15 protein-coding genes and 1 tRNA gene are annotated in these 19,531 nt (G+C 70.9%); 5 read left to right on the top strand and 11 right to left on the bottom strand.

Features of this window, described 5'->3' with window-relative positions; translation table 11 throughout:
* Positions 1-94 precede the first annotated feature (94 nt).
* Positions 95-167: transfer RNA gene (locus LQ757_RS09820), tRNA-Lys, on the top strand.
* 58 nt (positions 168-225) lie between these two features.
* Here LQ757_RS09820 and LQ757_RS09815 read toward each other — a convergent pair.
* Positions 226-1,011, bottom strand: a complete 786-nt coding sequence (locus tag LQ757_RS09815) for a metal-dependent hydrolase (protein WP_231047025.1) — start codon at positions 1,009-1,011, stop codon at positions 226-228.
* A 156-nt stretch (positions 1,012-1,167) separates the two neighbouring features.
* Complete coding sequence (locus tag LQ757_RS09810; RefSeq protein ID WP_231047024.1) at positions 1,168-1,566, bottom strand: META domain-containing protein; 399 nt, start codon at positions 1,564-1,566, stop codon at positions 1,168-1,170.
* Between the two features lie 331 nt (positions 1,567-1,897).
* Here LQ757_RS09810 and LQ757_RS09805 point away from each other — a divergent pair, with 331 nt between their 5' ends.
* Positions 1,898-7,717, top strand: coding sequence for a peroxidase family protein (locus tag LQ757_RS09805; RefSeq protein ID WP_231047023.1), 5,820 nt, complete (start codon positions 1,898-1,900; stop codon positions 7,715-7,717).
* Positions 7,718-7,792: 75 nt separating this feature from the next.
* Here the strand turns inward: LQ757_RS09805 and LQ757_RS09800 are convergent, their stop codons facing one another.
* The 7 genes from LQ757_RS09800 to LQ757_RS09770 all read right to left on the bottom strand — a co-directional run bounded on the left by LQ757_RS09800 (position 7,793) and on the right by LQ757_RS09770 (position 12,987).
* Entirely contained in the window at positions 7,793-8,386 is a 594-nt protein-coding gene (locus LQ757_RS09800; protein WP_231047022.1) for an energy-coupling factor transporter transmembrane component T family protein, read from the bottom strand.
* The gene (locus LQ757_RS09795) at positions 8,383-9,057 is read right to left on the bottom strand and encodes an energy-coupling factor ABC transporter ATP-binding protein (RefSeq protein WP_231047339.1); all 675 of its coding nucleotides are present in this window, start codon (positions 9,055-9,057) and stop codon (positions 8,383-8,385) included. The genes LQ757_RS09800 and LQ757_RS09795 overlap by 4 nt, the downstream gene beginning before the upstream one ends.
* 2 nt (positions 9,058-9,059) lie before the next feature.
* Positions 9,060-10,217, bottom strand: a complete 1,158-nt coding sequence (locus LQ757_RS09790; protein WP_231047021.1) for a thiolase family protein — start codon at positions 10,215-10,217, stop codon at positions 9,060-9,062.
* Positions 10,214-11,449 carry an AMP-binding enzyme gene (locus LQ757_RS09785; protein ID WP_231047020.1) on the bottom strand — a complete coding sequence of 412 codons (1,236 nt, stop codon included), beginning with the start codon at positions 11,447-11,449 and terminating at the stop codon, positions 10,214-10,216. Before LQ757_RS09785 ends, LQ757_RS09790 begins: the two co-directional genes overlap by 4 nt.
* Positions 11,450-11,459: 10 nt before the next feature.
* Positions 11,460-12,125 (bottom strand): biotin transporter BioY, encoded by a 666-nt coding sequence (locus LQ757_RS09780; RefSeq protein ID WP_231047019.1) that lies wholly within the window; start codon positions 12,123-12,125, stop codon positions 11,460-11,462.
* A 119-nt stretch (positions 12,126-12,244) separates the two neighbouring features.
* On the bottom strand, positions 12,245-12,694 hold the full coding sequence (locus LQ757_RS09775; RefSeq protein WP_231047018.1) for a hypothetical protein: 450 nt from the start codon (positions 12,692-12,694) through the stop codon (positions 12,245-12,247).
* A 104-nt stretch (positions 12,695-12,798) separates the two neighbouring features.
* The gene (locus tag LQ757_RS09770) at positions 12,799-12,987 is read right to left on the bottom strand and encodes a hypothetical protein (RefSeq protein ID WP_231047017.1); all 189 of its coding nucleotides are present in this window, start codon (positions 12,985-12,987) and stop codon (positions 12,799-12,801) included.
* A 99-nt stretch (positions 12,988-13,086) separates the two neighbouring features.
* On the opposite strand from LQ757_RS09770, the gene LQ757_RS09765 reads away from it, so the two are divergent.
* Genes LQ757_RS09765 through LQ757_RS09755 form a run of 3 tightly spaced genes read left to right on the top strand, consistent with a single transcriptional unit; the run spans position 13,087 to position 18,763 of the window.
* Positions 13,087-13,692 (top strand): TetR/AcrR family transcriptional regulator, encoded by a 606-nt coding sequence (locus tag LQ757_RS09765; RefSeq protein WP_231047016.1) that lies wholly within the window; start codon positions 13,087-13,089, stop codon positions 13,690-13,692.
* An 8-nt stretch (positions 13,693-13,700) separates the two neighbouring features.
* Complete coding sequence (locus tag LQ757_RS09760; protein ID WP_231047015.1) at positions 13,701-16,607, top strand: MMPL family transporter; 2,907 nt, start codon at positions 13,701-13,703, stop codon at positions 16,605-16,607.
* A complete protein-coding gene (locus tag LQ757_RS09755) occupies positions 16,604-18,763 on the top strand; it encodes a YhgE/Pip family protein (protein WP_231047014.1) in 2,160 nt (719 codons plus the stop codon). The genes LQ757_RS09760 and LQ757_RS09755 overlap by 4 nt, the downstream gene beginning before the upstream one ends.
* Positions 18,764-18,804: 41 nt before the next feature.
* Here LQ757_RS09755 and LQ757_RS09750 read toward each other — a convergent pair whose 3' ends face one another.
* Both LQ757_RS09750 and LQ757_RS09745 read right to left on the bottom strand, forming a co-directional pair.
* A complete protein-coding gene (locus LQ757_RS09750) occupies positions 18,805-19,185 on the bottom strand; it encodes a DMT family transporter (protein ID WP_231047013.1) in 381 nt (126 codons plus the stop codon).
* 1 nt (position 19,186) lies between these two features.
* Positions 19,187-19,507 carry a DMT family transporter gene (locus LQ757_RS09745; protein WP_231047012.1) on the bottom strand — a complete coding sequence of 107 codons (321 nt, stop codon included), beginning with the start codon at positions 19,505-19,507 and terminating at the stop codon, positions 19,187-19,189.
* Positions 19,508-19,531 lie beyond the last annotated feature (24 nt).

Raw genomic sequence — 19,531 nt, 5'->3', positions numbered from 1 at the left:
ATGGTTCGGGGATCGCCGACCACGATTCGCGCGCCGACCGTTCTCCTGATAACGTGGTTCCTCGGTTCCGGTTCCGCAAAATCACCGGAATCACGCACCTCTAGCTCAATCGGCAGAGCAACTGACTCTTAATCAGTGGGTTCAGGGTTCAAGTCCCTGGGGGTGCACCGAGAAGCCCGGAACTGCGCAGATCGCGTGGGTTCCGGGCTTCTGTCGTCGGTGCGCTCACCACCCCGCGAACACGTCGACGCCCACGAGCAGAAGACCCTCGTACGCGAATCCCGCGAAGCAGTACAGCGCGAGGGCAGCGCCGAGCATGGTCTCGCGGAACGAGCCGGTGTCGCCGAGCAGCGGCAGTGCGACGTAGCCGTTCGGCAGCCAGAGCCGATTCAGCACCGGCATCGGGCGCAGCACCTCGGGCGGCCGTGGCACCCACGGCCAGAGCAGCCCGGGCAGTCCGCCGGTGGTGAGGAGGTCGCCGGCGAGGTGCGCGACGAACCCGATCGTCACGGCGAGGGGGAACCAGGCGACCTGCTCCGGCGCGAACACGACGATGAACGCCCCGAGCAGTGCGCCGAGCACCCAGGCAGCGAACCAGTTCCGCGCGAACCCGCGCGCCTTCAGCCCGAAGGCCGTGAGGGCCGCGGTGCCGATCCCGGCGCCGATCGCGATCGTGCCGGCCGGCTCCGACGGCACGGTCAGCAGCGTCAGCCCCCAGGCGCCGACCGCGACCAGGAGCACCGCGACGGGCGAGTGCGCGCCGTGCCGATGCCCGCCGGACAGTTCGCCGACCACGCCGGTCACCACGCGACCCAGGACCGGCACCGACTGCGCGATCGTCGCGCTATGGTGGTCGGCGTCGGGCAGCAGGGCGGCGCCGGCGCACACGGCGGCACCCGCGAGCACGCCCACGGGGTCGAGCGGGTAGGCGCCTGACGTCACGATCGGCAGCGCGCCCGTGACCGCGATCCAGGCGGCTGCGCCGCTCGTGGCGTGCGTGAACCCCATCATGGTCGGGCGGGTCTCCTCGGGTCGGCGGCGAAGGCCAGTCTGCCGGGGCCGACCGACACCGCGCGAACCCGAGGATCAGTCGTCGAATCCGCGCGAGGTGAACAGCTCCGCGAGGGCCCGGAGCGAGGCATCCGACCCCACGCGCCGTCGGGCGCCTCAGTTCCGGAGGACGCCGATCTGCTCGCCGTCGACGCCGCTCACGATGAGCCGGTCGCCGTCGACGACGGCCGTCGCGAATCCCGACAGCCAGGTGTCGACGCCCTCGCAGGCCTTGCGCGTCGTGGCGAGGCTGTCGGTGGCGATCGTGTCGCCCGTGAGCGTCCAGCTGCCGACGAGTCGGTTGCAACCGTCGCTGCCTGAGACGCTGCCGTCATCGGTGAACGTGAGGTGCGGCTGACCCTCGTCTTCGGAGCCCCAGGTCGTGACGACGGTCGCCTCGTCGACGGGGCCGCGCTCGCCGGCGCATCCGGTCATCACGAGCGCGACGCCGATGGCGGCACCGGCGACGAGCGAGCGGAGGATCGCCGTCGGGAGTACTCGATCGGTCAAGTTCATGCGGAGTCCTTCGGGTGTATCGGATCGGACACACGAAGGATGCCACGACCTCCCTGCGAACGCGAAACAGCCTTCGTCGTGCGGGCCGCTCGCGCACCACCGGGAGAAATGGCTGATCAGCGGCATATCCTGAGTCTTCCTCAGCACTCGGGTGAAGACGCCCTTCATTCGACCCCAGTTCGGGGTTGATTTCCATCCGGCCGGTGGCCGCCTCGTTCGGGTTGCCGCTAAACAGGTCCAAACCTGACGTCACGGTCCGGTTGTGCGGGGGCACAGTTGCTGTCGCGCAACCACCTGGATCGGCGGCCACCGTCATATCTGGAGACTGAAATTGAGCGCATCGCCTGGAATCAGCCCGTTCTCCCTACGACGCCGACCTGAATCGAGACTGCAGCGCACACTCATCGCGCTGCTCGCACTGATCGGGCTGATCGGCACGATCTCACTCGCGAGCGTCGCACCGCCCGCGCAGGCGGTCACCGATGAGGATCCCGCGTTCGTCCTCAACCAGAACGACCTCGAATTCATCCTGCGGCAGATCCAGATCTCCGAGGCGCACGCGGCGGACGCACTCGAGCCGTCGAACTACGAGCTGCTCTGCTCCGACCCCGACGACTCGAGCGGCAAGTGCGTGCCGAACGTCATGAACACGTTCGGCGTGCGCACGGTCGACGGCACCTACAACAACCTGGTCGTCGGCCAGAGCGAGTTCGGCGCCTCGGACAGCACGTTCCCGCGCCTGCTCGAACCCGAGTGGCGCCAGGGTGAGACCGTTCCGGCGGGCGCTCCCGCGAACAACCCCGCGAACACCGCGGTCTGCGCGAATCCCGGACCCCCCTCGCCCGCCGCGCGGACGTGCTACTCGCAGACCGAGGGCTTCGTCTACGACTCCGAGCCCCGCACGGTCAGCAACCTCATCGTCGACCAGACGACGAACAACCCGGCGATCCTGAACCAACTCGATGCCGGCACGGCGACGATCATCCCGGGCACCGACCGCGTGGTCACGCCGAACACGACCGCCGACGAAGAGCTCTCGGCCCCGTTCAACACGTTCATGGGCTTCTTCGGCCAGTTCTTCGACCATGGTCTCGACCTCATCGCGAAGGGCGGTCACGGAACCCTCGTGGTTCCGCTGGAGGAGGACGACCCCCTGTACGACCCGGATTCGAACTCCAACTTCCTGATGCTCACCCGTGCAGACCGCGCCGAGGACGCGGCCGGCAACGCCACGAACGAGTACACGAACCTCACGACCCCGTTCATCGACCAGAACCAGACCTACTCGTCGCATCCTTCGCACCAGGTCTTCCTCCGTGCGTACGGCCCCGACGGGACCGACACCGGGCGCCTCATCGAGGGCGACCTCGGTGGCGGCGAGCGCGGCGGCATGGCGACGTGGAACGACGTGAAGGCCCAGGCCCGGAACGTCCTCGGCATCAACCTCACCGACGACGACGTGCTCGCGGTCCCGCAGATCCTCACCGACCCCTACGGCAACTTCGTCCCGGGTCCCGAGCGTGGGCTTCCGCAGCTGATCGTCGCGACCGACGAGACCGTCGACGGCATCGACTTCGTCGAGGGCGACACCGCGGCGCCGATCTCGACCGCGAACGCGCTCTCGACGGGTCACGCCTTCCTCGATGACATCGCGCACGGAGCGACGCCGCTGTTCGACGCCCAGGGCAACCTCGTTCCGCTGCAGTTCGGCGAAGACGGCAACGTCATCGACCCGGGCATTCCGCTGTTCGACGCGGGTGGCGCTCCGGTCAACGACTCGACCCTCACCGGGTACGACAACGTCGCGCTCGGCGAGCACTTCATCGCGGGCGACGGCCGCGTCAACGAGAACATCGGCCTCACGGCGGTGCACTCGGTGTTCCACGCCGAGCACAACCGCATGGCCGGCCAGATCGAGCGGCTCCTCGCCGGCGAGATGCCCGAACTCCTGAACGACCAGACCGTCGCCGACCCCGCACAGCTCGAGGAGTTCGGCAAGGCCTTCCGCGGAGAGGACCACGCGTACCGCTCGGCCAAGGCCGAGGAGACGCTGCCCGGTGCCGAGGCCGACGACTGGACCTACCAGCAGCGGCTCTTCCAGGCCGCGAAGTTCGCGACCGAGATGCAGTACCAGCACCTCGTCTTCGAGGAGTTCGCGCGCAAGGTGGCCCCGACGATCGACGCGGTGGTGTTCAACGAGAACAGCTACAACGCCGGTGTCGACGCGGCGATCACCGCGGAGTTCTCGCAGGTCGTCTACCGTTTCGGCCACTCGATGATGACCGAGGAGATCGGCCGCGAGAGTGTCGTCGGGGGAACACCCGGTCTCGAGGATGTGCCGCTGCTCGACGGCTTCCTCAACCCTGAGGCGTTCGACCTCGGCGGCACGCTCTCACCAGAAGAGGCGGCCGGATCCATCGTGAACGGCACCACCGCGCGCGTGGGCAGCCAGATCGACGAGCACATCGTCGACACGCTGCGCAACAGCCTGCTCGGCCTGCCGCTCGACCTCGCGACCATCAACCTCCTGCGCGGTCGCGACCTCGGAATCCCGGGGCTGCAAGCGGCGCGCACGACGTTCTTCGAAGCGACGGGTGATGCCGACCTGAAGCCGTACGCCAACTGGACGGACTTCGGCCTCAACATCAAGAACGGCAACAACTTCGGACGCGGCGGCACCAACGCGTCGCTCGTGAACTTCGTGGCGGCGTACGGTTCGCACCCGACGGTCACGGCGGCCACGACGATCGAGGCGAAGCGAGACGCCGCGGCCCTGCTCGTGAACGGCGCGATTCCCGGTGAGGAGTTCATCTCCCGGTACCCGGGCTCCGACCGCTTCCACACGGCCCAGCTGATCTCCGAGCGGCACTTCGCCGCGGACTCGGTGCAGGTGGCGTACGTGGCGAACGGGATGAACTTCCCCGACGCGCTCGCGGGCGGCGCGCTCAACGGACCGATCCTCCTCACGGCCAATGGCGACACGGGTGAGCTTCCGCTCCCGACGCGCAACGAGCTCCTGCGGCTGAACCCCGACCGCATCGTGGTGCTCGGCGGTCCGAGTGCGGTGGGTCCGAGGACCGTGGCGGCGCTGAACGCACTCTCGGCGTCCGACGCGCCGGTCACGCGCCTCTCGGGCGCAGACCGATTCGCGACGGCCGTCGACATCTCCGCCGAGACCTTCGACGCACCGGTCGATCGCGTGTTCATCGCCAACGGCCTGAACTTCCCCGACGCGTTGGCGGGTGCCGCGGTGGCAGCACGTGACGGATCGCCGATCCTGCTCGTGCGACCGAACGCGATCCCCGGGGTCGTGCGCGCGGAGCTCGACCGGCTCAACCCGGAGGAGATCGTCGTGCTCGGCTCATCCAGTGCCGTGAGCACGTCGGTGCAACGCCAGCTGGACGCCTACGCGTCCGGCGATGTGGTGCGCCTCGGCGGGGCGAGCAGGTACGAGACCGCGATCGCGATCAGCAAGCACTTCTTCCCGACCGGAGCCGACCGCGTCTATCTCGCGACCGGCGCCAACTTCCCCGACGCCCTCGCGGCGGCCGCGGCAGCGGGCATCAACCACGCTCCGATCCTCCTCGTGCCGCCGACTGGGCTCACGCCCGCGCTGCGCGCGGAACTCACTCGCCTCGCGCCGGCGCAGATCCACATCCTCGGCGGCACGAGCGCGGTGAGCCAGGGCGTCGAGCTCGCGCTCGCCCGCTTCGCTCCGGTGCCGCTCAAGGCGCCCGCCGACCGGCTCGCCTTCATGAACGGCACGGGCAGGTGGGCGAATGTCGCGGGTCAGACCGTCACCGGCCTCGAGGACGTCGAGTTCTGGATCGGCGGCCTCGCCGAGCGGCTCAACCCCTTCGGCGGCATGCTCGGTTCGACGTTCAACTACGTGTTCGAGTCCCAGCTCGAGGCGTTGCAGTTCGGCGACCGCTTCTACTACCTGTTCCGCAACCAGGGCGAGCAGTTGTTCGCCGCGCTCGAGGGCAACACGTTCTCGGACATGATCCAGCGGAACACCGATGCGTCGAACCTGCCGGCCGACATCTTCGCCTGGCACGAACCCGGCGTCGACCTCGACATCGACGACCTCCCGAACCCGGTGCCCGCCGGACTCATCAGGGACGGCGACGGGACGTGGCGCTGGAGTGGTGACGAGCACGTCGAGCTCCATGGCGGCACCGGAGACGACCGCCTGCGCGGCGACGAGGGTGATGACGCCATCTGGGGCTACCAGGGCGACGACCGCATCGAAGGGGGCGCCGGCAACGACGCACTCGTCGGCGGCCCGGGCCACGACATCATCACCGACTCGTTCGGCGACGACAACATCAAGGGCATGCAGGGCAACGATGCGATCCACATCGGTCCGGGCGTGGATCTCGGCCTCGGCGGCCTCGGTGACGACTTCATCGTGAACGGCGGCGGTGACGGCTCGACGTTCTTCGCGGGCATGGGCAACGACATCGTGCTCGGCACGTCCGGTCGCACGACCGTCATCGGCGGCGAGCACGAGGACTGGGTGGAAGGCAGTTCGCACGCCGACCTCCTGCAGGGCGACAACGCCGACCAGTTCCAGAACGACGTGATCGGAGGCAACGACGTCGTGATGGGTCGACTCGGCAACGACGACATCGAGGGCGAGGGCGGCGACGACGTCCTCATCGGCGCCGCGGTCGGCACCGACCGGCACCTGGGCAACATCGGCTTCGACTGGCTGACCTACTACGGCCAGACCCAGCCGGTGACCTCGGACTGGTCGTTCACGCGCACGACCGACCCGAACAACCCGCTGCCGTCGCGGTTCGACCAGCTCGAGGCGCTCTCGGGCGGTGCCGGCAACGACACCCTCCGCGGCCCGCTCGTCGAGGCCGACGACATCGCGCCGAGCGAGATCCCGCTGCACAAGGCGACCGAGGAGACGCTCGCGATGGTCGACGGCCTCACCGAGATGCTGCGCCCGACGGTCGAGGTCAACGGGGTGCAGGTCGCGCTCGGCGACTTCTCGCTGCCGATCCTGCGCAGCACTCCCGACCTCGATGCCGACGGCGTGCACAAGTTGATGATCGGCGGGCCCGGCAGCGACACCATCGAGGGTCGTGGTGGCAACGACTACCTCGACGGGGACGCGATGTTGCGGGTGCAGCTCGAGAACACCGTCACGGGTCAGCGCTTCGACAGCGCCGCGCAGCTGCAGGCGGCGGTGTTCAACGGAACCCTGAACCCGGGTGACATCGAGATTGTCCGCGAGATCGTCTACGACGAGAGCCCCGACGCGGTCGACACGGCGTTCTACCGCAACCCGTTCGCGTCGTACACGATCACCCAGGTCGGTCCGGCCGGTTCGGGCTACTGGCGGGTCGAGCACACCCAGGTGGGCGAGGCCGAGGAGAGCGATGGCGTCGACGTGATCCGCGGGTTCGAGCGACTGCAGTTCGCCGACGGTTGCGCCACCCTGAACGCCGAGACGAACACGTGGGATTCGTGCGAGGTGAGCGCGGTCGTGACCCTCGACACGGCCGACCCGTTCAACGAGGGGACGACGGCGACCGCCAACCTCTTCGAGACCGACGGCGTCACTCCGTTCGACACCTCCGCCGTCACCGCACTGCGGTACAGCTGGTGGGCCGGCGAGGGCGACACCCCCGAGACGGTGAACGAGTGGGAGGAGGTCGTCAACCCCGCGGGATCCGGATCGAACGAGTTCGTCCTGACGAACGAGACGGTCGGCATGTTCATCCGGGTGACGGTGAGTTATGTCGACGCCGACGGCTTCTTCCGAACGGCCACGTCCGCGACGTCTCCCGCGACCGTCGTCAACGTGAACCAGCCGGGTGCGCTGACCCTCGGGTCGGCGGTGCCGCAGGTCGGCGTCGCGCTCGCGGCCGGCTCGCCTACCGACGGCGACGGGTTCAGCGAGGACGGCCAGGTCTTCACCTACCAGTGGGCGAGGACGACCGAGGACCCGACGGTCGGAGGGGCTGCACCCACCTGGACCCCGATCGACGGGGCCACGGGCAACACCTACAGCCCGGTCGCCGAAGATCAGGGGAGCTGGCTGCAGGTCACCATCGGTTACACCGACCTGACCGGAACGGCTGAGGTCGTCTCGGCGCACACCACGACGGCGGTGCAGGCGGCACCGACACCGTAGGTCGGCACGGCACGCGAGCGGGGGTCGGTCCGAACGGGCCGGCCCCCGCTTCCGTCGGCTCGCGGCGGCGTGACGTCAGTCGTCGAATCCGCGCGCGATGAGGGCTTCGCCGAGCTCGTCGGCCGATTGCAGCGACCGCACGATCACCGGCACGGCGAGCGCCATGATCGAGCCCTGTGCGCCGCGTGCGCGGCGGGCCTCGAGCACCTCGCGGACGATATCGGCCGTCAGCGGGACGCAGCGGATGGTGAGCGCGAGCACGAGGCCGACGCGATCCGCGTCGACCCAGCGGCGGAACGGCGCGAGCAACGTCACGCACGCGTCGAGCACCGCCGAGACCTGCGTCGTCAGCGTGAACAACGCTGCGAGGGCGACGGATGCCGCGACACGACCACCCATCATCACCGCTGCGGTCCACCCGCCGAAGAACGCCTGCACGGGCACCGCGACCACGAGAAGCCAGAGCACGGGAACGATCTGGTGGGCCGCCGCACGCGGCGGGATGCGCGCAACCAGGAAGAGCGCCACGATGGCGGCCGCCGCGACGGCGAGCTGCCACGGTTCGCGTAGCAGGGTGATCATCACGACCGCGGCGGCGAGCGCCCCGAGCTTCACGAGCGCGGGAGTGCGGTGCACGGGCGAGCGACCGGGGACGTAGAGGCCGATCATGCGATGAGGCTCCGGTAGACGCCCAAGGCGGTGTCGGGCACGCCGTCGGCGACGACGCCGCCCTCGTCGATCACGACGACCCGGTCGAACCCTTCGAGAAGCTCGAGTTGGTGGGTGACGACGATGACCTGCTGGGGGAGCGTGGCGAGCAGGTCGGCGATGCGGCGAGCGTTGCGGGCGTCGAGCAGGGTCGTCGGTTCGTCGGCGACGATGAGCGACGGCTCGGCGACGAGCACGGCCGCGAGTGCGAGCAATTGCTTCTGCCCGCCCGAGAGACGGTGCGCGGGGTGGTCGGCGTGGGCTGCGAGGCCGAACCGTTCGAGCGCGTCCGCGACGCGCGCCGAGACATCCGCCTTCGAGAGCCCGCGTCGTCGCAAGGTGAACGCGACGTCCTCGGCGACCGTGGGCATCACGATCTGGCTGTCGGGATTGGTGAACACGAAGCCGACGCGGCGGCGCACGTCGCGCCCGCTGCGGGCGACGTCGAGGCCGTCGACGGTGACGGTGCCGCGGTCGGGTTTCACGAGTCCGTTCACCATGCGGGCCAGCGTGGACTTGCCCGATCCGTTCGCGCCGACGATGCCGATGCGGTGCTCGGTGAGCACCAGGTCGATGCCGCGCAGCACCGTGCGCTCGCCGTACGAGTGGGCCACTCCGCTGAACTCGATCACGCTCACGCCACGGCCTCCACGAGCATCGCGATGCCCTGTCCTCCGCCGATCGAGCAAGCGGCGAGCCCGAGCCGTGCGTCGTCGGACGCGTGCATGCGGGCGGCGAGGCGCACGAGCAGCAGCGCCCCCGACGCGCCCCACGGATGTCCCAGGGCGATGGCGCCGCCGTCGGTGCAGATCGTCTCCTCGTCGAGCCCGACGGCGTCGCTCACCGCGAGCAGCTGGGCGGCGAACGCTTCGGTGATCTCGACGAATCCGATGTCGCCGACCGTCGCCCCGGCGCGATCGAGCACCCGATCGATCGCGGGCGCGGCACCGATGCCGGGCAGTGCGGGGTCGCCTCCGGCGACCGCGGTCGCCACGATCCGCAGGCCGGGAAGGCCGAGTTCGGTGCGCACGGCCTCGCTCGTCACGGCCATCGCGGCGGCGCCGTCGGCGTTGCCGCACGAGTTGCCCGCGGTGACGGTGCCGTGCGCGCTGAACACGGGCCGGAATCGGGCGAGTCTCGCCGCGTCGAGCGTGGCGCGGGGACGTTCGTCGGCGGCGAGGCCGTCGACCCCGACGAGCTCGGCGTCGAACCGGCCGGCCGATCGAGCCGTCGAGGCGCGACGATGCGATCGCGCCGCCCACGCGTCCTGTCGCTCGCGGCTGACCCCGAACCTGACCGCGAGATCGTCGGCGGCGGGCCCCATGTCGGGGTCGGGCATGCCCTCGGGGGCGAATGGGGCACGTTCGTAGCGGCGGGTCGGGTTCGTCTCGCCCGCGGCGGGCGGCCAATAGCGCCACGACGCGGTCGATGCCGACTCCGCGCCCCCGGCGAGCACGATCCGTGCGTCGCGGGCGCGCACGCGCGACGCCGCCTGCAGCACGGCATCGAGCCCCGAGCCGCACTGCCGGTCGACGGTGACGCCCGCCACCTCATGACCGAGGCCGGCGCGCAGTGCGGCGACGCGCGCGAGATTCCCGCCGGGCCCCATGCAGTTGCCCAGCACGACGTCGTCGATCGTGACGCCCGCGGGCGCGACGGCATCGGCGACCGCCGTGAGCACGGGCGCGGCGAGGGCATCGACGGTGTGGCGCGCGAACCCACGACCGATGCTGCCGATCGGGGTGCGGAGTGCGGCGACGATGACCGGCGCCTCGAGCGAAGTGCCGGTCATGCGCGATCGAACCGATCGGCGTCGAGGCTGCCTGAGGCGAGCGCCGCCGAGAGCGCGCCGCGTGCGAGCTTGCCCGCGGTGGTGCGGGGCAGCGCATCGACCGCGTACCACGCGCGGGGGCGCTGAGGCGGCGCGAGGACCGCTCGCGCGGTGGCGGTGATCCGGTCGCGGTCGGCATGAGCGGCGAGCTCGAGGATCGCCGCGGGCACCTGGCCGTGGTGCGCATCGGCGACGGCGACGACGGCGACCGCGACGACGCCGGGGATGGCGGCGATCGCGGCTTCGACGTCTTCGGCGAGCACGGTCGTGCCCGACACCATGACGGCCGCATCACCGCGGCCGCGCACGATGAGGCCGCCATCCCGGCCGGCCTCCGCACGGTCGCCGACCGTCGCGAAGCCGCGCTCGTCCCGGCGCAGGGGGCCGTCGACGGCCCCGGCGTAGCCGAGCGCGAGGTACGGGGAGCGCGACCAGACCTCGCCGTCGCGGAGTTCCACTTCGACTCCGGGGAACGGCCGCAGCGTGCTCTCGTCGTCGCGCGTGCGGTCGGCCGCGGCGACGAACGAGAGCTCGGCCGCGCCGTAGTACTCGGTGACTGCGATGCCGGCGGATGATGCCGCGGCGAGGACCGAGGCGGGCAGGGCGGCGCCGGCCACGACCGCCCGGCGCGGGCGCAGTCCGCGCGACACGAGCCGCCCGAGCGACGTCGGTGTCGCGTGCACGATGTCGGCCTGCGCGCGATCATCGGTGAGCACGGCACCGAGCCAGATCGCGTGCAGGGCGGCGAAGAGTTGCATCGACACGTGCAGCGGCCCGGTGAGCGCCACGGTCAGGTCGGAACGGCGCCCGAGCCGATCGGATCCGATCAGTTCGGCGAACGGCTCGAAGGAGGAGGTCCACGACGCGAGCGTCCTGGCGACCGGGCGACTGGTTCCCGAAGATCCGCTCGTCATGAGCACGAGGTCGGCGCCGGCCGGAAGACCGTCGACCGCCGGGGCGGGCGCGGAAGGGTCGGCCACGATGACCTGGCGGCCTGCAACGCGGGCCGCCAGGGTTGTGACGAGCACCGCGAGCGTGTCGTCGTCGCGGGCGAGCACGGGACCGGCGGCCGACGAGAGCGCGCCGGCCGCGACGTCGACCGACTCGCGCAGCTCGGCGCGGCTGAGCCGACGTCCGGCGAGCCGAATCGCCTCGCCGTCGCCGTCGCCGTCGCCGTCGAGCCAGTCGAGCATGCGGATGTCCCTACTCGGCGCGCGCCGTGGTGGACGCCTCGACCGTCGTCGGCTCGGCGGCGGTGTGCGCCGTGTCGCGCGCCCACGGCCAGGGCTGCGGTGCGATGAGACCCGGCCAGGCGCGGTGCACCTGCTTGGCGACGAGCACGGTGACGACGACCTTCAGGATGTCCCCGGGAAGGAACACGAGCGATCCGGTGAGCGACGCCCAGAACGGGATGCCGGTCGCGACCGCGACCCAGGGCACGCCGATCGCATACACGGCGACGATGCCGCCGAGCGCGGTGGCCCCGAGCGCGGGCAGCACGCGATAGCGGGGGAGGAGGCGTGCCGTGAACCAGCCGATCACGACCACGCCGAGCAGCCACCCGAGCAGGTAGCCGGCGGACGGACCGACGAACACCCCGAGTCCGCCGCGCCCGCCCGAGAGCAGCGGAAGGCCTGCGGCCACGAGCGCCTCGAGCAGGAGCACGGCGAGGAAGCCCTTGCGTGCACCGAGGATGGCGCCGGCGAGCATGACCCCGAGGGTCTGGAAGGTGATCGGCACCCCCGTCGTTCCGATCTGCAGGGCGCCGGGCAGGCCGAGGGCGGCGATGAGTGCGGCGAAGACGGCGATCTGCGCGAGGTCGCGCGCCGACGAGCGTGCGATTCCGCGTTCGGAGGTCTGGGCGGTCATGTTCGATCCCCTCGGTGGTGGGTGGCGGGCGGATGTGCCTCGCGTTTCACGCTATGAGGGTGGGGGAGTGCCGCGTCGCCGCAGCGTTACAAGAATGGAGCCCGGATTTTGGACGAGGCTCAGGCGGCGCGCGCGTCGAGGGTCGGGGCCGCACCGATGGTGGGAAGCGGGACCTCGACCTCGTCGGGGGTCTCGTCGGTCGACGCGTCGACCGACGGCACCGGCTCGGCCCAGACGATGAGCGGTGCCGGTTGCCAGCTCAGGGCGAGCGGTTCGTCCTCGGCGGGCACGACCACGGCCACGGCGTCGCGCTCGTCGAGGACGCTGCGGGTGAGGTCTGCGGCGATCTGATGGGTCAGCATCGCGTGGAAGATCTGGTCGGTGTCTTCGGGGGAGCGGCGCACGAGCGACCAGGTGCCGCCCGGGCCGATGAACTCCGAGAGCTTCGCGTTGAGGAGTTCGAAGAGGTGTTCGCCGCGCAGGTCGGCCGACGTCTTGCGAGGTGTGGGAGCGGCAGCATGGGCAGACGCCTGAGCGGCGAGTCGTGCACGGCGCCAGCGGCGGAACATCGGTGACCTCTCTCGTGGATCGTTCTTTCGGGTCGTTCGTCCCAGTTTCGGGCACGACGGCGAGGATCTCGCGAGACACGCCGCGCGAGCCCGGCTGCGTCGCCCTATTCGCCGAGTTCGCTGCGCTTGGTCTCTTCGGACACCGTGCCGATCGCGATGGCGAGACTCGCTGCCCAGGCCACCCAGGTGAGCAGCAGGCGCCAATCACGGGGGCCCGCGATCGTCGCGCGCACGATGCCGATGCCGCTGAGCACGGCGCCGATGACGGCCCCGCTGAAGAGGTACTTGCGCATGACGGCAACGCTACCGTGCGGTGCAGCGGCGCTGTGAGTCATCCGTGAATCTGACCGATCGTGCAGGATCTGACCGATCGGTCAAGTAGCGTCGACGACATGCCCACCGATGCCCAACCGACGACGCGCGTGCGTGCGGCCGACGAACTCAAGCAGGTCGCCCTCGATCAATTCGCGACGGTCGGCTTCGCAGGAACCTCGCTGCAGCACATCGCCGACCACGCCGGCTACTCGAAGTCGAGCGTGCTCTACCACTTCGCATCGAAGGAGGCGCTGCTCGAGGCCGCGATCGAGCCCGCCATCTCGGAGTTCGAGGCGGTGCTCGACGACTTCATCGCGGGCCGTGGCAGCGGCCGACGGCGCACGCTCGTCGCCCGCGTCGTCGACCTGCTCCTCGAGAACCGGCAGGCGGTGCACGTCTTCCTCATCCAGGGGCCGAGCCTCGCCGAGCTGCCCATCATCGCGCGGGCGAACGCCGCCGTGCGCCGGCTCGCCGAGGCGATCGGCGACGAGCGCGAGAGCGTCGTCGACCAGGTCCGATTCGGCATCGGCCTCGGCGGTGCCGCATTCCTCCTGACGGCCGGCCGCTCGTTCGCCGACGCCGACGCGCTCCCGGCCGACGACGAGCTCCGCGACGTGCTGCACGTCGTGCTCGGCGAACTGCTCGCGCCCCGCGACCGCCCCCGCCCGACCACCACCGACTGAGAGAGACCGTGGCCCTCCTTCTTCACCGCATCGGACGCTTCGCCTATCGGCGTGCGTGGCTCGTCATCGTCGCGTGGGTGCTCGCCCTCGGCGCCGTCCTGGGCGTCGGCCTCGGCCTCGGCGGTCAGTTGAAAGACTCGTTCGCCATTCCCGGCACCGAGTCGCAGACCGCGATCGACCAGCTCGCCGCGGTCTTCCCGCAGACCGCGGGCGCGTCGGCGAAAGCGGTCGTCGAGGCCCCCGACGGGTCATCCGTCGACGATGTACCGTACCGTGACGCGATCACGGACATGGAGTCGGCGCTCGAAGACGTCGACGGCGTGGTGAGCGTGCTCGGGCCGTTCGACGAGTTCGCGGGCAAGCAGGTCTCCGACGACGGCCGCACCGCCTACATCCAGGTGCAGTTCGACGGGCCGACGACCGAGGTCACGGTCGAGTCGAAGGACGCGGTCGTCGCCACGGGCGGCGTCGGTGAAGACGCGGGACTGCGCGTCGCGTTCGGCGGCGAGGTCTTCCAGGACACGAGCTTCGGGCTCACGGTCACCGAGGTGCTCGGCGTCGTGTTCGCGGGCGTCGTGCTCATCATCGCGTTCGGGTCGCTGCTCGCGGCCGGGATGCCGCTGCTCACGGCACTCGTGGGCGTGGGCATCGCGTTCGGCGGGATCTCGATCGTGGCGGCGTTCGCACCCGTGTCGTCGACCGCGCCGATGCTCGCGGTCATGATCGGCCTCGCGGTCGGCATCGACTACGCCCTCTTCATCCTGTCGCGCCATCGGACCCAGCTGGCCCGCGGGCAGGAACCCGAAGACAGTGCGGCCGAGTCGGTCGCGACCGCGGGCGGCGCCGTGGTGTTCGCCGGGCTGACGGTCATCATCGCCCTGCTGGGGCTGCTCGTCGTCGGCATCCCCTTCCTCAGCGTCATGGGCGTCGCCGCCGCCTTCGCGGTGCTCGTCGCGGTGGCCGCGGCGGTCACCCTGCTGCCGGCCCTGCTCGGCCTGCTCGGGCGGCGCATGATCCCGAAGCCCGGCAGCCGCGCCCACCGGCGTGCCAACGCCGCCGACGACGGCGGCACCCGCACGATGGGTCGCCGCTGGGTCGACCTCGTGCTGAAGGCCCCGGTCGTGTTCCTCGTGCTCGTCGTCGGCGTGCTCGGCACCGCGGCGATCCCCGCGGCGAGCATCGACCTGAACCTGCCGAGCGGCGCGACCGCCGAAGCGGGCAGCCAGGAGCGCGAGGCGTACGACATGATCGCCGACGGGTTCGGGCCCGGCTACAACGGCCCGCTCATCGTGACGGTCGACATCACCCAGACGACCGACATCTTCGACGACCTCGATGCGATCGGCGCACGACTCGCCGAGGTCGACGGGGTCGTGTACGTGGGCGACGGCCTGCCCAATGAAACGGTCGACACCGCGATCATCCAGGTGATCCCCGAGAGCGCCCCGAACGACCCCGAGACGAAGCAGATCGTGCAGGACATCCGCGACCTTCAGCCCGAGATCGAGGAGGACTTCGGCACGCCGATCGCGGTGACCGGCTACACCGCCGTTTCGATCGACATCTCGAACCGCTTGAACGACGCCCTCGTGCCGTTCGCGCTCATCGTCGTCGGACTCTCCGTGGTGCTGCTGCTGCTCGTGTTCCGCTCGGTGTTCGTGCCGATCAAGGCGGCGCTCGGCTTCCTGCTGTCGGCGTTCGGCGCGATCGGCGTGAGCGTCGCGGTGTTCCAGTGGGGCTGGGCGGCCGAGCTCCTGAACATCGAGCCCGGCCCCATCCTGAGCTTCCTGCCGATCCTGCTCATCGCGGTGCTCTTCGGCCTCGCGATGGACTACGAGGTCTTCCTCGTGTCGGGCATGCGCGAGGAGTTCGTCAAGACCCGGGAGCCCCGGGGTTCGGTCGTGCACGGCTTCCAGCACGCCGCACGCGTGGTCACCGCCGCAGCCCTCATCATGTTCTTCGTCTTCTTCGCCTTCGTTCCCGAGGGCTCGGGGGCGATCAAGGCCATCGCGTTCGCCCTCGCGATCGGCGTCGCGTTCGACGCGTTCCTCGTGCGCATGACGCTCGTGCCGGCGGCGATGGTGCTCGCGGGCAAGGCCGCCTGGTGGCTGCCGAAGTGGCTCGCGGCCCGGCTGCCGAACGTCGACATCGAGGGCGAGGGCCTGCGTGCCCACCTCGAACAAGAGGAGTGGGCGGCCGCGCGTCCGGCGGCGATCAACGCCGACGACGCCGTGTTCGGGCTCGCCGATCGGCCGATCGGACCGCTGACGGTCGAGGTCCCCGCAGGCGGTGTGCTCGTCGTGCGCGGCGAACCCGTGGATCGCCGGGTCGTCGCGGCGACGCTTGCGGGCCGGCTCCCGCTCGTCGACGGCAGGCTCGCCGTGCAGGGATCGCCGCTGCCGACCGGTGCGGGCGAGGTCATGCGCGTCGTCGCGATCGCCGAGGGGGCGACGGATGTCCCGACCGGGGGCACCGTCGGCGAACTCATCGCCGCACGGCTCGACGCGACCCGTCCCTGGTATCGCCTGCGTCCGTCGTCGGCGCTCGTCGACGAGTGGGCGACCCGAGCCGCCGATGCCATCGGACACGCGCCCGACGGTCCCCCGTTCGGCGTCGAGACGCCGATCGCGTCGCTCGGCGCCGAGACGCGTGCGGTCGTCGCCGTCGCGGCGGCGCTCGCCGAGCGGCCGAGGGTCGTCGTGATCGACCTCGACGACGACCCGAGCGAGGCCGACTCCGGGCTGTGGCACGCGTTGGCCCGACTCGTTCCCGCCACCGTCACCCTCGTCGTCGGCCTCGGCGCCGCGGCGACCCCGCCCGATGTCTCGCGCGAACTCGCGGCACGGGGCATCCGAACCATCGAACCCGACTCCGCACCCGACCGAGTCCACGCCAACCTGGAGGCACTGCGATGAGACTCCGTTCGTCAACCAGCACACGACTCTCCCGACTCTTCGGCACGACGCCCGCGCAGCGCCGCACCCGCTACGGCGTGCTCGTCGCAGCCGTCATCGCCGTGCCGCTCGCGGTCGCCGGCCTCATGTCGGGCGCCCTCGGCGGCGCGGGCGACAACCTCGAGCAGATCCCCGCGGTGGTCGTGAACAACGACGAGATGGTCACGATGACGCTGCCCGACGGCACCGAGCAGCCCGTGCTCGCCGGCCGTCAGCTCGTCACCGAGCTCACCGGTCCCGACACCGCCGGGTTCGCGTGGACCATCTCGAACGACGACGAGGCAGCCGACATGCTCGCCTCCGGCGACGCGTACGCGGTGCTCACCATTCCCGCCGGCTTCTCGGAGTCGGTGACCTCGATCTCGGGTGACGCCCCGACGCAGGCGAACCTCGACATCCGCACCGACGACGCCCACGGCTACCTCGCCGGCTCGGTCGCGCAATCGGTCGGCGATGCGATGTCGACAGCCTTCGGCCGGGAGCTCACGACCCAATACCTCGAGGGGTTCTACGAGAACCTCGCCACCATGGGCGGCGCACTCGGCGACGCCGCCGACGGCGCGACCCAGCTGTCGTCGGGCGTCGACTCGCTCGCGGGCGGACTCGGCACGCTCTCCGACGGGGTCGGTTCGGCCGCGTCCGGGGCGACGGATGCCGCGAACGGGGCCGCGCAGTACGCGGACGGCGTCGCACAATACACGAACGGGGTCGACGGCATTTCCGGCGGCGTGGCGACCCTGTCGCAGCAGGCCGGTGGGCTCGACGGCATCACCGACGGCATGTCACAGTACGTGACGGGTGTGCGTCAGACCGGCGCGGGCGTGAGCGGCGGCATCCAGCAGTACGTCGACGACGGCGTGCGCGGCACGGGCGCGGCTCTCACCGCGGGCACCGAGGCGTACGCGGAGGGAGCCGACCTCCTCGCCGCAGGAGGCGACACGCTCGCCGCCTCCATTCCGCAGCTGGTGGCCGCAGACCCGACCGGGGCCGCGGCGCAGCAGGAGGTCGCCAAGTACGCCGCGCAGGTGCGCGCGCTCGCCGACGGCGCCGACGAGCTCACCGCGGGCAATCGGACCGCGTTCGAGCAGCTGGCCGCCGGCGGCGATGCGCTCGCCGCCGAGACCGGGGCCGGGCTCGAGAGCCTTGCTCAGGGCGGCGACACCCTCGTCGCGCAGACCGGCGCGGGCATCGACGGACTGCAGGGCGGGATCGGCGAACTCGCCGGCGGCGCCGCGCAGCTCTCGTCGGGTTCCGACGGACTGCGCTCCGGCGCAGACGGACTCGCGTCAGGCGTCGGCGAACTCGCCGGCGGGCTCGGCTCGCTGCACACGGGCACCTCCGATGCTGCGACCGGCGCGACCCGCCTCGCCGACGGTGCCGACACGCTGGCCGAGGGGCTCGCATCGGGTGCCGAAGAGGCGAGCGCCCTCACCGACATCGACGCGGCGACGACCGCCGAGGTCGTCGCCGAACCGGTCACGGTCGACGCGACACGCGATCACGAGATCGAGTCGACGGGTGAGGTCATCGGCATGCTGTTCGTGCCGATCGGCCTGTGGCTCGGTGCCATGGCGCTGTTCCTCGTGTTCCGGCCGTTCGGCCGCGAGGCGCTTCGCAGCACCGCGTCGACGGCAGGACTCGTGTGGCGCGCGCTCGCCCGCGCCGGGCTGCTCGCGCTCGCCCAGGCGGTCGCCGTCGTCCTGCTGCTCCACGGTGCGCTCGGCGTCGACTGGAGCCTGCTGCCGCAGACCCTCGCCTTCGCCGCGCTGCTCGCGCTCGCGTTCACGGCCCTGCACGCCTTCCTCACCGTCTGGCTCGGTCGGGCGGGACTGCTCGTCTCGCTCGTGCTCGTGGCCTTGCAGTTGGCGGCCTCGGGCGGGCTCTACCCGGTCGAGATCCTGAGCGGTCCGTTCCAGGTGATCAGCCCGTTCCTGCCGCTCACGTGGGCGGTGCAGGGCATGCAGCTGATCGTCGCGGGTGCCGCCGGGGGAGCGGTCGCCGCCGCCTCGGGCGTGATCGCGCTCTTCGGACTGATCGGCGTCGTCGGCACGACGATCGTCGTGGGCCGCCGTCGCGGTATCCGCTCGATCGGATTCGCGGCGGCCGCGCTCGGCTGACCACCCTGCGACTCCCGGCCTTCCCGACGCCCTACGCGGCGTCAGGCGCCCGGCGGCTCGTCGGGCGGCGGCATCGCGCCGACCTCGGCGGCGACCGTCTCCTCGTGCGAGTGCACGAGCTTCAGGCCGACGACGCAGCCGATGATGCCCGCGAGGAAGAGCACCTTCGCGACGCTCGCCGACTCGCCGCCGAACACGATCGCGTAGGTCACCGTGAGCGCCGCACCGAGCCCCGTCCAGATGGCGTACGCGGTGCCGAGCGGGATGCCGCGCATCGCGTAGGCGAGGCCCGCCATGCTGCCGGCCAGCGCGACGAAGAACACGAGCGTCGGCACGAACACCGAGAATCCGTCGGAGTACCCGAGCGCGGTCGCCCAGACCGCCTCGAGCTCCGCGCTCAGAATGAGGATCGGCCAGTACATCTCAGGCCTCCCCGACGAGCTTCAGCCCGATGACGCACCCGATGATCCCGAGCAGGAGCAGGATCTTCACGATGCTCGCCTTCTCGAGACCGAAGATCATCGCATACGCGACCGTGAGCACGGCGCCGATGCCGACCCAGACGGCGTACGCCGTGCCGACCGGGATCGCGGTCATCGCGATCGAGAGCCCGGCCATGCTGAGCACGAGCGCGACCACGAAGACGACCGTCGGCCAGAGGCGGCGGAAGTTCTTCGATGCCCCGAGCGCCGTCGCCCACACCGCCTCGAGCACACCCGACGCGATCAGGATCACCCATTCCATGCTCGGCCCCCCAAGAGCGCAGCC

Source organism: Agromyces cavernae, assembly GCF_021044935.1.
GTDB lineage: Bacteria > Actinomycetota > Actinomycetes > Actinomycetales > Microbacteriaceae > Agromyces > Agromyces cavernae.
This window is presented reverse-complemented; position numbering and strand designations above follow the sequence as displayed.

Coding starts and splice junctions, on each gene's coding strand:
- LQ757_RS09745 (WP_231047012.1), bottom strand. CDS start 19,507: ATGGAATGGGTGATCCTGATCGCGTCGGGTGTGCTCGAGGCGGTGTGG.
- LQ757_RS09750 (WP_231047013.1), bottom strand. CDS start 19,185: ATGTACTGGCCGATCCTCATTCTGAGCGCGGAGCTCGAGGCGGTCTGG.
- LQ757_RS09765 (WP_231047016.1), top strand. CDS start 13,087: ATGCCCACCGATGCCCAACCGACGACGCGCGTGCGTGCGGCCGACGAA.
- LQ757_RS09775 (WP_231047018.1), bottom strand. CDS start 12,694: ATGTTCCGCCGCTGGCGCCGTGCACGACTCGCCGCTCAGGCGTCTGCC.
- LQ757_RS09780 (WP_231047019.1), bottom strand. CDS start 12,125: ATGACCGCCCAGACCTCCGAACGCGGAATCGCACGCTCGTCGGCGCGC.
- LQ757_RS09755 (WP_231047014.1), top strand. CDS start 16,604: ATGAGACTCCGTTCGTCAACCAGCACACGACTCTCCCGACTCTTCGGC.
- LQ757_RS09810 (WP_231047024.1), bottom strand. CDS start 1,566: ATGAACTTGACCGATCGAGTACTCCCGACGGCGATCCTCCGCTCGCTC.
- LQ757_RS09770 (WP_231047017.1), bottom strand. CDS start 12,987: ATGCGCAAGTACCTCTTCAGCGGGGCCGTCATCGGCGCCGTGCTCAGC.
- LQ757_RS09800 (WP_231047022.1), bottom strand. CDS start 8,386: ATGATCGGCCTCTACGTCCCCGGTCGCTCGCCCGTGCACCGCACTCCC.
- LQ757_RS09790 (WP_231047021.1), bottom strand. CDS start 10,217: ATGACCGGCACTTCGCTCGAGGCGCCGGTCATCGTCGCCGCACTCCGC.
- LQ757_RS09785 (WP_231047020.1), bottom strand. CDS start 11,449: ATGCTCGACTGGCTCGACGGCGACGGCGACGGCGACGGCGAGGCGATT.
- LQ757_RS09815 (WP_231047025.1), bottom strand. CDS start 1,011: ATGATGGGGTTCACGCACGCCACGAGCGGCGCAGCCGCCTGGATCGCG.